The organism is Niabella aquatica, assembly GCF_054779315.1.
In genome coordinates this window covers 105,833-120,019 of the sequence record NZ_BAAGYM010000015.1, presented here as the reverse complement: position 1 = coordinate 120,019, position 14,187 = coordinate 105,833, and the positions used below count along the sequence as shown (strand labels likewise).

Here is a 14,187-nt window from a genome sequence, read left to right as displayed (position 1 = left end):
CAAAAAAAATAAAGCGGAAAATGTTGCAACCATTTTCCGCCGGATTAAGACAGCATCACTGCTTGCGACAGCAGCTATTCTATCATTTAAACTATTGCAATATATGAAAAAATATAATTGCCTTGCCGGGTTTTGCCCAGCCCCACTGCTTATAAAAATTATTCTAAAAATGAAGCTGGCGGTTTTTATAATTCTTATTACTTCATTTCAGGTAATGGCTTTTGAAGGCGCCTCGCAGCAGAGGATTAACCTGGATATAGAACGAGCTACCATACCCGAGATTCTCAAGAAAATAGAATCAAAGTATGATTATCGGTTTGTATATAATGAAGAAGTGCGAAAAAGCGATCTGAGAGTAAACGTGGTAGCTAAAAATGCCACCATCGATTACATCATGCAAACCGTATTGCTTAACACTTATTTTTCCTACAAAAAGATTAATAACGGGCTGGTAGTTGTTATAGGAAAGCCCAGTGAAAATGCGATCCTTCCGGTCACCGGTAAAGTAACGGATGAAAAAGGCAATCCTATAGCGGGAGCCTCAGTAACAGAAAAGGGAACCGTCAACGGCGTGGCTACCAATGATGCCGGGGAATATTCCATAACCGTTGGAGATGCGGCGGTACTTATTATAAGCGCGGTTGGTTATCAAACGAAGGAAATAATCGTGGGCAACCGTACCTCGGTTGAGATAAGGCTGGTCGCTGCTATAGAGGGCCTTGACGAAGTAGTGGTGATAGGTTACGGTACCCAAAAGAAAAGCGTGGTAACGGCAGCTATTTCCAGGGTATCGGCCGATGATTTAAAAAATACATCACCCGTACGGGTGGACAATGCCCTGAAAGGGATGGTCTCAGGTGTAATGGTTACGCAATCTTCCGGCCAGCCGGGCGAAGGCTCCAAGGTAAGGATAAGGGGGATAGGCACCATCAACAACAGCGACCCGCTATATATCGTGGACGGGATGCCGATAGATGGAGGCATAGACTACCTGAACCCTACCGACATCAGCTCCATTGAAGTATTGAAAGACGCGGCTTCGGGTGCTGTTTATGGAACAAGGGCCGCTAACGGCGTTATACTGGTAACAACCAAAAAAGGAGTCATCGGAAAGCCGCAGGTAAACTACGATTTTTCAAAAGGGTTTCAAAACCGGTGGAAAAAACGCGAAGTGCTCAATGCCACAGAATATGCTATCCTCATAAATGAAGGGCTGCTAAATTCCGGGCAAAGCCCCCGCTATGCCGACCCCTATTCTTATGGGTCGGGCACAGACTGGCAGGACCTGGTGTTTAACAAAAACGCACCAATGTCCAACCATCAGCTCAGCGTTAGCGGCGCAAGCGAGAAAGTCAATTACTTCCTTTCGGCAGGGTATTATAGCCAGGAAGGTATTGTAGGGGGCAACTGGGACCGCTCCAACTATAACCGTATGACGCTACGGTCCAACACTATTTTCAACCTGCTGGACACTAAAGAGCGGAACTTCCTGCACAAGTTCTCTTTAGGGGTGAATGTTTCCTATTCCCGGATAAAATCCACGGGCATTTCCACCAACTCCGAGTACGGCTCACCATTAGGAAGCGCTCTGGCGTTCTCCCCGCTTTTGGGCTTGTACGAAGAAGACGAGGAAGCCGCGCTTGCCCGGCATCCGAATGCAGTGAAAGACCCCAGAACAGGCCGGGTGTTTACCATCGCCGGGGGAGACTATAACGAAATCACCAACCCGCTGGCGCAGCTTGCGCTTCCGGGCAATAAAGGCAATGCCGATAAGTTTATCTCCAATTTCTGGGGCGAGCTGTCCATCTGGGACAACCTGAAGTTTAAGTCTTCTTTTGGAACAGACCTGGCGTTTTGGGGAAATGACGGCTGGACACCTAAATATTATCTGGGGCAGTCCAATCATAAGGAGGAATCCAGCGTGTGGTCGAGTATGAACCGCGGTTTTGTATGGCAGGTGGAAAATGTATTGTCTTATGAAAAAAGCTTCCTGGACAGGCATAATATCCAAGCGATGGTAGGCCAGTCGGCCAAAAAAACAACAGGACGTAATATAGGCGGGGCAAACCGCTACATGATAGAAGAAGACGGTAGTAAGGCCAATATTAACTTTACCACCGGAACGGCTGCCAACGGCGATATGAGCGTGTATGGCGGAGCGTTTACACCGCACACACTGGCATCGTTGTTCTCCCGCCTGAGCTATAACTACGACGAGCGTTACATGCTCCAGGCCACTGTACGGAGGGATGGTTCTTCCAACTTTGGCCCTAATAAACGCTATTTTACTTTCCCTTCCTTCTCTGTGGGATGGAACATCACCAATGAGCAGTTTATGAACGCCCGCCCCCAATGGTTATCTTCCATGAAATTACGGGGCTCCTGGGGTAAAAACGGGAACGAAAGCATAGGTGCATTTGGTTATGTGGCGTTAACCTCTTCTGGCAACAATTATGTTTTCGGAACCGGGGATGGTACCATATATGTAGGTACAAAACCCAGCGGACTGGCCAATGCTTCGCTGATGTGGGAACAATCGGTACAGACAGATGTTGGGCTGGATATGGGTTTGTTCAGGAACGCGTTTAACCTGTCTGTGGATTATTTTATCAAAAAAACCAATGGGATGCTCATGACCATGCCCGTCCCCTCTTATGTGGGCGAAGCAAAACCTATCGGCAATGTGGGTGAGATGGAAAACAAAGGGGTGGAGTTTGAAGCCGCCTATCGGTTTAGAGCAGGGGATTGGGGCGTGCGTCTGGGCGCTAATGCCTCTTACATTAAGAACAATCTGGTGCGGCTCGGAAATGAAAAAGGGTTTGCCAACTACGATTATTATCAGACAGTAGGTACCATCAGCTACGCGCAAAACGGCTACCCGTTCCCCTATTTTTATGGCTACAAAACCAATGGCATTTTCCAGAACTGGGATGAGATAAATAGCTATGCCTACAGCGATGGCACGCTGATACAGCCCAAAGCTGTTCCCGGCGATGTGCGTTTTGTAGATTTAGACGGCGCTAACGGCATTGGAGATGCCGACCGTACCATGATCGGCAAAGGCAGCCCCGACTGGACATTTGGATTTAACACCAGCGTAACCTGGAAAAATTTAGACCTCGGCTTCATGCTTCAGGGCACGCTTGGCAACGATATTTACGATGCTACCCGCAGGGTCGACATATCATACATCAACCTACCAGTATATATGCTTGGCAGATGGACCGGCGAGGGAACATCAAATACCATCCCGCGCTTTTCATTTACCGATGCTAATGGAAACTGGTTGTCTTCAGATCTGTTCGTAAAAGACGGGTCTTATATGAGGCTAAAGAACCTTGTGCTCGGCTATACGCTTCCGGAGCAGGTAACGCGCAGGTTTTTCGTTTCTAAGCTCAGGCTGTTTCTCTCGGGAGAAAACCTGCTCACACTTACCAAATACGAAGGGTTCGACCCCGAAATATCTTCGGGTGGCACCTCTCTTGGAATTGACCGCGGCGTATATCCGCAAGCCAGGGTTTTTACTTTCGGGCTGAACCTATCCTTTTAAAAACAAAACGGAAAAAAATGAAACGAGTAATCTATATAATTACAATAATCCTTGCAGCTTTTATATATAGCGGCTGCTCGGATAAATTTCTGGACGTGAAATCGCCCGATAAATTATATATTGACGAATATTATACCACCGAGCCCCGCATTTTTGAGGCGTTGGTGGCGGCCTATGATCCCCTGCAATGGTTTGACTACGCGTGGGGGCAATACACCCACATCGGGTTAGTATCAGACGTAATGGCCGATGACGTTAATGTAGGCGGCGCAGATGCCAACGACTGTATCTATCTCCACCGCATGTCTAATTACGCGGCGCTGCCTACTTCGGTGGTCAGCGATCTGTGGACAACCTTTTACTCTGGTATCAACCGCTCCAATAATGTGATGCAGTATATGGATAATGTGAAAGGCATTTCCGACCAATCAAAAGCGTTGTACCTGGCTGAAGCCAAAGTGCTGCGTTCTTTTTATTATACCTGGTTGTGGAAGCTGTGGGGAAACATTCCTTATTACGAAAAGAACCTGGAGTTTCCTTATCTCACTAAGCAAAATACGGCCGACGAGGTGTACAAGGGTATTGTTTCCACTTTGGAGGACGCCATTACCAATGGCGGGCTGCCGATGAAGGTAAGCAGTGGGAAAGAAGGGCGCGTATCGCTGGCTATGGCCTATATGCTGTATGCCGAAGTAGTGATGTATCAAAACGACCAGCCACGGTTTAGCCAGGCACTTCAATATATGGAAGAGATCATCAGGTCCGGACAATATGACCTGGTCAGCAATTTTGCCGGGCTATGGGAGGAAAGCGGTGAATGGTCGAAAGAGTCTATCTTTGAAATTAACTATTACAGCCGCAATGCCGTGCGCTCCTGGAACAACCCCACCAACGACGGGGGATCGGTATATCCTAAGTTTATTGGTATAAATAACTTGGCGGGCAGTCCAGATTATGACCCGGGATGGGGATTTGAACCCGTTAAGGCGGATGCATATGCGCTGTATGATGAGAACGATCAAAGACGTGATGGTGGTATCCTGAACTTTGCGAAATATGCGGCGCAAACCGGAGCCTCTTATCAGGGCCGTTACCAGGATCAGGGGTTCTTTTTAAAGAAGTATATCGCCAGGAAAGGAGGAAATGCCAATCACTCTGCCGATGCTGATTTGAACTATAATAACAATTTTCGCGTTTACCGTTATTCGGAAACTTTATTAAATGCGGCCGAACTGATCGCGCGCGGCGCCTCCGGGAGCGGAAATGCCCAGACCTATCTGGACAAAGTACGTACCCGGGCGGGGCTCAACTCAATTTCCCCATCCGTTGAAAATATCATCAAAGAACGCCGGTTGGAGTTTTTAGGCGAAGGGAAGCGTTATTGGGATTTGATCCGTTCTGGCTATGCCGCTCAGTACTTGGTGCCCGATGGGGCGTATCGCACAACTGCGTGGACGGCTTCCAAGAAGTATCTGCCGATACCGCAGTCAGAGATCGACGCGGCAGGAGGCACATTGACGCAAAATAATTATTAACCTTAGCACTGACCGTATTATGAAATGCGCATATCCTCCTAAGGAGTATCTGGAATATTTTCATACCCGAAAGGAATGAATATATTCTTTATGCAGCATTCCATCTGACTAAAATCAATAAAAATAAACAGATGAAATATATATATAGCTATTTAGGAAGCCTGCTGATTATGCTCCTGACTTTCGCGGCATGTAAAAAAGATATTGCTCATCCTGTGGAAGGAGAAATTCCCCTGGCCACGGATATTGATGTGGATATTGCGGTGAACCAGGAACTTAACCAGGTCACTTTTACCCTTAAAAATAAAGGTGTTTACCCTGTATGGAGTTTCGAGGAAAACAGTAAAACCGTTTATTCCACGCTTAACGGGTTTACCAAAATTTACAATACAGCAGGCACATACTCCGTGAATATCAGGATCGGGAACGCTAATGGGATCAGCGATGGAGCCATTACCAAAACGTTTACCATTAATAATTCGTTGGTAGATTTCGATAAATATATCGGACTCATAGCCGGTAAAGAAAGCAAAACCTGGTCCATCGCACGAAAAGAACCTGCGCACCTGGCCTGCGGCCCTTCTGGCAGCGATGGTACAGAATGGTGGAGCGCATTGCCTAACGAGAAAGCCGATTGGGGACTATATGATGACGTGCTGACGTTTACAAACAATATGAAATATACCTACAACCCGGGTGCCGGGGGCACGGTGTATGTTAATAAAGAAAGTTCGTTGTTCAGTGCGCATAACCCAAATAACGGATTAGATTTTATGGCTCCCGTTTCAGAACAAACAACCACCTATAATTTTATTGGCGAAGGCACAGATGTGTACCTGACATTCCCTTCGCAAACACTGTTCCCTTATCTTGCGAACAACGAGGCCTACCAAACACCAAAGTATAAGGTAGTAGGCATTTCAGCGAATAAGCTTGAGCTCGTTTCCGACAACGGATCTATTGCATGGCATTATATCCTGACATCGGGAGGAGATACCAAAGTAGGAGGCTATGATCCTGGTAGCGACTGTAATTTCTGGAAAACGGCCACCTTTACCAACGAGTTCTATTACGCTCCCGGATGGAATCAGATCGGTAATCCCGGTTTCTCGGCCAATGGCAACGCTTACCAGATCACTTTGCCCACAGCAACAAGCGAAACCTGGCAGGCGCAGGTGAAATACCTGACAAACATGACCACCCAGGCAACGAAAAATTACGACTTTTCCGCCGTGTTCAATGCTTTTAAAGACCACAATAATGTAACTGTTAAGCTGGTGAAGACAGGAGAGGATGGTACATTCTTTTTCGAGGAAAAGATCAAGCTAAAGGCCTACGAAGATTATGTCTTTATTAAAACCGACATGCCTGGAATTGATATGGATAAGGTGAGCCTGGTGCTTGATTTTGGTGGAAATGCTGCTGAAACGGTGGTGACCATGAGCCGCGTTGTGCTGAAAGAACACAGTTGCGATGATGGTACGGTTATTGAAGGTCCCGGAGAAGACAATGTAAACTGGCTTCCGAATTCAGATTGCAACAAATGGAAAACGGTAAATTATACGAACTTCTTCTACTACGCTCCGGGATGGGCTCAGATCGCCGATCCTGCACTGGCAGCCAATGGGAATTCGTATAAGATCACACTTCCTGAAGCAACATTTGGACAATGGCAGGCACAGGTACATTTCAAAACAACGAATATCAGCACCAGCAGCGCCAATAAATACGATTTTTATTGTGTACTGAACGCATCAAAGAATATCAGCGGTGTAACTGTTAAGCTTACTAAGGTAGATGATGATAATACATTTTTCTTTACCAAAAACGTGGGCCTGACTGCCTATGAAGATTTTGTGCTTAAAGTGCCTGCTATGGATGGTATAGATATAGATAAGGTCAACCTGGTTTTTGACTTTGGCGGAAACCCGGCGAATACCGAAATTACCATCAGCAATATCATCCTGAAAGAATCCACCTGCAACCAATAAAAAGATGATCATGCATGTGCGGCATGCTGGTTTTGCCGCACATGCTTTTAAAAATAAAAATATGAGGACAATGAACCTGTTTATTTTATCTATAATGGCGCTTGCTTCACTGTGCTGCAACAAAAACAGTAATAATGTGAAAACAGAAGGAGGCAATATTACCTGCTCTGTTTCCCAGATCAACGCAGACTATGGCGAATCTGTCTCCTCGGTGGATATTACAGCCGAACGGGAATGGGCGGTATATAGCAATGAAAACTGGATCACCTGCAGCCCGGCAGGCTCTGTTCATGCAACAGGGAAAGTAACAGTAACGATTGCTGCCAATACAACGACTGATGCACGTGAAGGCTCGGTAATCGTTAAATCAGGAAGCAACCGGGTGAGCATTCCTGTAACACAGAAAGGTAAACCCGCCGTTAATGTGAATACGCCGGAAGGCTATACCCTGGTCTGGAATGATGAATTTAGCGATGGCACTAAGCCGAGCGCCGAATGGTTCTATGAAACCGGTGGCGGAGGCTGGGGAAATAATGAGCTGCAAACTTATGTCAGCGGAGACAAGGATGGGGATCAGCTGGCGGCCGTAAAAGACGGCATCCTTCGCCTTACCGCAAAGAAAATAAACGGAACCGTCTATTCCATTCGCATGAATACCAATAAAAGCTGGACGTATGGTTATTTTGAGGCGCGTTTAAAGCTTCCCAAAGGAAAAGGAACCTGGCCGGCGTTTTGGATGATGCCGAAAAACTTTACCGCCTGGCCCGATGATGGTGAAATAGATATTATGGAACACGTTGGCTACGATCCTAATCAAATTCATGCGTCTATCCATAGCAAAGCATATAATCATACTATCAATACGCAAAAAACAGCTCAGAAACTTGTTCCCACGGCGCAGGATGAATTTCATGTATATGCAGTTGAGTGGACGACCGACTTTATAAAGGGATATATAGACGGAGTAGTATATTTCACGTTTCAGAATGATAAGACAGGGAATAAAGACACCTGGCCCTTCAATATGCCGTTTTACCTGAAGCTGAACCTTGCCTGGGGCGGAAACTGGGGCGGTGCACAGGGCGTAGATGAATCGGTATTGCCTGCCACCTATGAAATTGATTATGTAAGAGTATTTCAGAAAAAATAATTGGGCATACCGCCCCCGCACTGTAATAAAAAAGGGGCTGTCTTCTATGTTGAAAACCAAGCCACGAGTGTTAAAAACTTTAAAAAATTCAATATTGCATCAGCTTTTGGCTGGTGCAATTCTTTTTCAGGCCCTGTAAAAACAATCTTCTCTTAGCAGACATTGCCATTGCAAGCTGCAATTTCATGTATTATTTTTTACAGGTTGCCAAATGCAAACTCAAAAGAGTGGTCTTGTTTCCAAGCCACAGACAGCCCCTTTTGTTTTCCTACCCTAAGTTTTGACACCTTAACACAACTCCCTGCATACAGCAAAATGTTATATTCAACTCATTGAGATATCGGTAATGGGAATTGCTGTCCAGCCTAAACAGGTTCCGGTATCTTTTCGCAGCTATACCGGCCTTACATTACCACAGTCTGAATTTTTTGTGAAACAATTCAAAAAAAAATAATAAAAGTCAAAATAACATTTATATTTGTTTGGGATTGATTGCTGCGATGAAGGTTCAGAGATCGCTTTAAAGAGGCATTTTTTAGCAGCGCCATGATGAAAATTTAAAATCCGGCTGTGACAAAGATCATATATAACGAAAAAGAGCTTGTCCTACGTATGTCACAGGGCGATGAAAAAGCATTCGCCTGCATCGTGCAGCATTATCACGCATTAGTGTATCATTTTATCTCGAAGCATACCAGCCGGAAAGACTGGGTATCTGAAATTGCAAATGATGTTTTTATGCAGCTATGGCAAAAAAGAGAAACGGCCTGTAGCATCCAGGATCTCAATCGCTACCTCTTTGTGCTCTGTAAGCATCAGGCTATCAATGTAATGAAGCGGGAGCTCAGGGAAACCGCCAGAAACAGGGAATGGAGTCTATTGCACAAAGATGCTATGCAAGGCCTGGAAGATGAACATAGCGCACAGCTTCAGCTGGTGGAAGCGGCCATTAGCCAGCTTTCTGACCGCCAGAGGCAAATATGGATCATGAGCCGCTATAAGAAGCTTACCTATGAGCAGATAGCCGCCGCTATGAATATAGGCCGGGAAACCGTAAAAAGCCATTTGCAATCCGCGAACCGTGTAATAAAGTTTTACGTACTTCAGCATGCAGATATTTTGTTGTACGCATGTTTTTTTATACACCAGCTTGTTTAGCCTTCTTATAAAGCCAATTGCCATCAACCGCTAAGCCCGTTTCCTGTTAGGTATAATACAGCCGCTTTCGGAACTAAAAAATTTTTTCCGCCACTCCCCCTTTTACTCATTGGTGTTGTCCTGTATATAAAATACATCAATGAACAGCTTGCCGGAAGAGGTCTCAGCGCTTTACAAAAAATGGTTGAACGGAATTGCTACAGCAGAAGAGCAGCAGGCTCTGCTTGATTGGCTGAATACTCCCGGTACAGAGGAGGCATTGTCTGATGATATGTGGGCTGTATGGGAAAATTTACGCGCTGAAACAGCACAGGCCCGGTCTTTAACCCCATTAAACAGGCGGGTACCGGTGATGCGTATTTTCAGGGCTGCGGTCGTATTGCTGATCATTGTTTCGGCAGCGGGGTACCTGTACTTTAGCAATAAACAAAAAGGAGTACCCGGAGATGCATTGGCAAAAGAACTTTCCGTGCACAACGATGTGCAGCCTGCAAAGTCTGGTGCTATCCTCACGCTTGCTGATGGCAGGCAGCTAGTGCTTGATGGTGCTAAAGAAGGTATCATTGCTTACGAACAGGGGCAGCCTATCCGGCTGCATCACGATGAGCTGGTATATGCACAAGCCGGTGAAGCAGAACAATCAGCCGGGATCAATAAAATAGTAACACCCGGTGGCCGGCATTTCCAGATAGTATTATCAGACGGAACAAAGGTTTGGCTCAACGCTACAAGCGCTATTGAATATCCTGCCGTATTTAACGGGAAGGAGCGCCGTGTTACCGTGAGTGGTGAAGCGTTTTTTGAAGTAGCTAAAAATAAAGCAAAACCTTTCCGGGTGATAACTAAAAATACAGAGGTGCAGGTGCTGGGCACACGCTTTAATATCAATACATACAATGATCAGGATAAGACTGCCACTACGCTGGTGGAGGGATCGCTTCGTTTCAGATCAGGAGCTAAGAACATACTGATGAAGCCTGGGCAGCTGGTGGTGGCTCATACAAAAACGAAAGATCTGAAATTAGTGGAAAAGGCAGATGTAGACCACATCACGGCTTGGAAAAATGGTGTTTTTGATTTTGAGAATGTATCCTTACCCGAAGTAATGCAGGAGCTGTCCAGGTGGTATGATATAAAAGTTGTGTACACCGCAGAAGTGCCGCAGATCGTATTCGGAGGAAGAATGGGCCGGGACCTCAGCCTGTCGCAGGTACTAACAGCCCTTAAAGCCATGGGCGTAACATTCACCTTAAAAAACAAAATTTTATATGTAAAGTAAAAAAGCAGATGCTATAAGCAAAAACCGTCATGCGGCCAGGCACGACGGCTATTTGTTTCAAACAAAAAAACAGAAGTAAACCATCTTTCATTTATTGCTTAAAACAATTCAAAAGTATGCAATTATTAACGATTTGCAGAAGCGGGATTGCAGCCATTACTAATTCCGTTCTCACGAAAAAAAACATACGTATTATGAGGATAACGGCCATATTGTTGTTGGCGTTTTGTATGCATGCCGGGGCAAAAGGGTACTCCCAGAAAATTACGTTCAGCGGCAGTCATATTTCCCTGAAAAAGGCCCTTGAACCGGTTGAAAAGCAAACCGGCTACTATATAATTTACAACAGGGATATGTTAACCACTGATAATAAGCTGTCCGTGAATGTTAAAAACATGCCGTTTAAAGAATACCTGGAGCTCGTATTAAAGGATACCCGCCTCGGCTTTATCATCGAAAACAAAACAATCATTCTGCAAAAAAACCATACTGCAGATGGTAGTACCGATCAGGAGGAAAAAGTATATGCCCCGCCCGTAAAAGGAGTAGTGCTCAATACGGACGGGGTAGCGCTTGCCGGTGCGTCGGTACGTATAAAAGGCCTGGATATTGGCACCAAAACCGATATAAACGGAGGATTTGCGATAGATGTACAAACCGGCCAGGTGCTGGAGGTCAGTCATGTGGGGTACCAGACTTTGGAAATAAGTATCACCGGTACAGAAGACCTGAACCTTGTGCTTACTCCGCTCGAGAATAAGCTGGAGCAGATCGTAGTAGTAGGCTACGGTGCTCAAAAGAAAAAAGATATTACCGGTGCCGTGGCTATTGTTGAAATGACGGATGCAAAAAAATTATCCACCAATGATGTGGGTAATATGCTTCAGGGCCGGGTAGCAGGCATTTCCGTTACCGGCGACGGGCAGCCCGGCGCTTTTCCGCAGGTAAAGCTGCGGGGCACTTCTACCTTTGGTAATTCGGATCCATTATATGTGGTGGATGGCATTCCCTTGAGCGGCGTACCACGTGAGTTGAATCCTAACGATATTCAATCCATGCAGGTGTTAAAAGATGCGTCTGCCGGCGCTATTTATGGTTCACGGGCAGCAAATGGTGTTATCATCATCACTACTAAACAAGGCAGGAAAAACACACCGATGAAAGTGGAGTACGGCGCCTACTACGGGGTTGATAAAGTATGGCAGATCATCCCGGTTACCAATGCGCACAATTACCAGGCGCTGAACAATGAAGCGCGTTACAACTCGAGTAATAAACCGCTGGCACCGGGTAATGACCCGAACTCTCCGCGCTTTATTACCGATGTCAATACCAACTGGCAGAAAGAAGGCCTTAAAAATGGCTCCAGGCAAAATCATAACCTGAATCTGAGCGGAGGGGGTGAATATAATACCTATAACATTTCTTTTGACCTGTTCGATAACAAAGGAACTTTTGTAGGTAACGGTCCCGATTACAGGCGGTATACCGGCCGCATCAATACCACGCAGGAAAGAGGGCGTTTTAAATTTGGCCAGACAGTGGCTTATGCGCATTCAAAGGAAAACGCATTAGTAACAGGAGACGGTATCCTTGCCGGAGGCAGACCTCCGTTGATCAATGACCTGGTATTTGCCATCCCTACCATGAAGCTGTACGACGCTGCACGGCTGGGTGGTTATGGGGGTACATCCAGCGATCTGCACGATGCCATTTCTTTGAACGGTATAGGCTTTAACAGCCTGATCAAAAACAACACTACTGTTGGCCGGCTTACTACTAACTTATGGTCGGAAATAGCGCTGATCAGATCAGCACGGCACAATTTAAAATACAGGCTGAACCTGGGCTATGATGTTAATCAGATCAGGGACTACACCTTCACGCCCAAGTTTAACCTGGGTTATTTCTTTATCAATAATATTAATCGTCTTACTGATAACAACCGGAAATACGAAAACCAGTTAATTGAAAATACACTTACTTACGATTTGAATGTAAACAGCCATAATCTTTCTTTCCTGTTAGGGCAGATGTACCAGAAAAACGCTTACTGGCTTACCCAAACAACAGGCCAGGGCTTCCAGGATGAGCACTTCGCTTCTTTAAGAAATGCCGAGGAAACCAATGCCAATAGCTTGGAATTGCATAACGCACTGGCCTCTTATCTCGGCAGGCTGAATTATAACTTTGATGACAGGTATTTATTAACGGCCACTTTACGCCGTGATGCTTCTTCCCGGTTTGCTCCTCAATACAGGGTAGGTTATTTCCCCGCATTTGCCGCCGGCTGGCGTTTGACCAACGAAAGTTTCTTCCCTCAAACCGATGGGATCGTTTCCGATCTGAAACTGCGGGCAAGCTGGGGTAAACTGGGCAATGAAAATATTGGTGATTATTTGTACCAGGCGGTGATCAATCCTTCGGTGGTATATACTTTCGACGGGCAGCGCATGCTGGGCGGTACGCAAACGAGCGTGGTAACTACGGACCTGAAATGGGAAGAGCGCATCACCGCTAATATTGGCCTTGACGCCCAGCTGTTCAATCGGAGGTTTGATCTTTCGGCAGAATACTACAACAGCGAAAGTCGTGATATTTTAGTGCCTATTCCCATTCCGCTTACGGTAGGCTCTATCAATGCCGCGCCGATTGTAAATGCCGGTTCATTGCGTAACAGCGGTTTTGAGTTTGCGCTGATGTATCATAAATCGCAGGGCGATTTCACTTTCGATGTAGGCGCCAATTTCACTACCATAAAAAATAAGGTGCTCAACCTTGGTAATAATGTAAAAGCAAGGATAGACGGCGCTTTTCGTACCGAAGTAGGCCAGGAGGTGGGTCGCCATTATGGTTTCATTACGGAAGGTATTTTTAAAACACAGGAGCAGGTAGATGCTCATCCCCGACAGTTTGACGGCGCCGGGGTAGGAGACGTTATTTATAAGGATATTAATAATGACGGGTTTATCAATGATGATGACCGCACCGACCTCGGAAGCGGCCTGCCCAAATTTAATTATGGTTTGACTTTCAATGCCGCCTATAAAAATTTTGATTTCACTTTTTTTGCTTCAGGTGCCGGTAAATATCTTATCAACAGCCGCCTGTACCGCGACCTTATGCACAGCGGCGGTGATGCTAACTACCACCAGGATATGCTGAGCCGTTACACATCGGTAAATACAGAAACCAATATCCCACGCCTGATATGGGCCGACCCTAACCGGAACTGGGAAAGCTCTGACCGGGAAGGATGGCTGCAGGATGGTACTTTTCTGCGCGTCAATACGGTTTCTTTAGGCTATACCCTGCCCCTGAACAGCATCCGTTATGTGTCTAATATGCGTTTTTATATTACTACGCAAAACCTGTACACCTTCCAGAAATATAAGGCGTACAATCCCGATTATGCGTACGGCGTATTTACTCCCGGTTTAGACAACGGCTCTTTTCCCAAGCCCCGAACCATTCTTTTTGGTATCCAGGTAGGTTTCTAAAGTGTTCATCAAAAATTGTAAAAA

General features: G+C 45.9%; 7 protein-coding genes. All 7 read left to right on the top strand.

Annotation, left to right across the window (positions count from 1 at the left end):
* The first annotated feature begins 103 nt into the window (after positions 1-103).
* The 7 genes from ACYVBM_RS13010 to ACYVBM_RS12980 all read left to right on the top strand — a co-directional run bounded on the left by ACYVBM_RS13010 (position 104) and on the right by ACYVBM_RS12980 (position 14,163).
* Complete coding sequence (locus ACYVBM_RS13010) at positions 104-3,550, top strand: SusC/RagA family TonB-linked outer membrane protein (protein ID WP_460686102.1); 3,447 nt, start codon at positions 104-106, stop codon at positions 3,548-3,550.
* A 17-nt stretch (positions 3,551-3,567) separates the two neighbouring features.
* Complete coding sequence (locus ACYVBM_RS13005) at positions 3,568-5,085, top strand: RagB/SusD family nutrient uptake outer membrane protein (RefSeq protein ID WP_460686101.1); 1,518 nt, start codon at positions 3,568-3,570, stop codon at positions 5,083-5,085.
* Between the two features lie 131 nt (positions 5,086-5,216).
* A complete protein-coding gene (locus tag ACYVBM_RS13000) occupies positions 5,217-7,076 on the top strand; it encodes a hypothetical protein (RefSeq protein ID WP_460686100.1) in 1,860 nt (619 codons plus the stop codon).
* Between the two features lie 70 nt (positions 7,077-7,146).
* Complete coding sequence (locus ACYVBM_RS12995; protein WP_460686099.1) at positions 7,147-8,226, top strand: family 16 glycosylhydrolase; 1,080 nt, start codon at positions 7,147-7,149, stop codon at positions 8,224-8,226.
* Positions 8,227-8,796: 570 nt separating this feature from the next.
* Positions 8,797-9,384 carry an RNA polymerase sigma factor gene (locus ACYVBM_RS12990; protein WP_460686098.1) on the top strand — a complete coding sequence of 196 codons (588 nt, stop codon included), beginning with the start codon at positions 8,797-8,799 and terminating at the stop codon, positions 9,382-9,384.
* A gap of 139 nt (positions 9,385-9,523) precedes the next feature.
* Entirely contained in the window at positions 9,524-10,663 is a 1,140-nt protein-coding gene (locus ACYVBM_RS12985; protein ID WP_460686097.1) for a FecR family protein, read from the top strand.
* A 194-nt stretch (positions 10,664-10,857) separates the two neighbouring features.
* Positions 10,858-14,163, top strand: coding sequence for a TonB-dependent receptor (locus tag ACYVBM_RS12980; protein ID WP_460686096.1), 3,306 nt, complete (start codon positions 10,858-10,860; stop codon positions 14,161-14,163).
* Positions 14,164-14,187 lie beyond the last annotated feature (24 nt).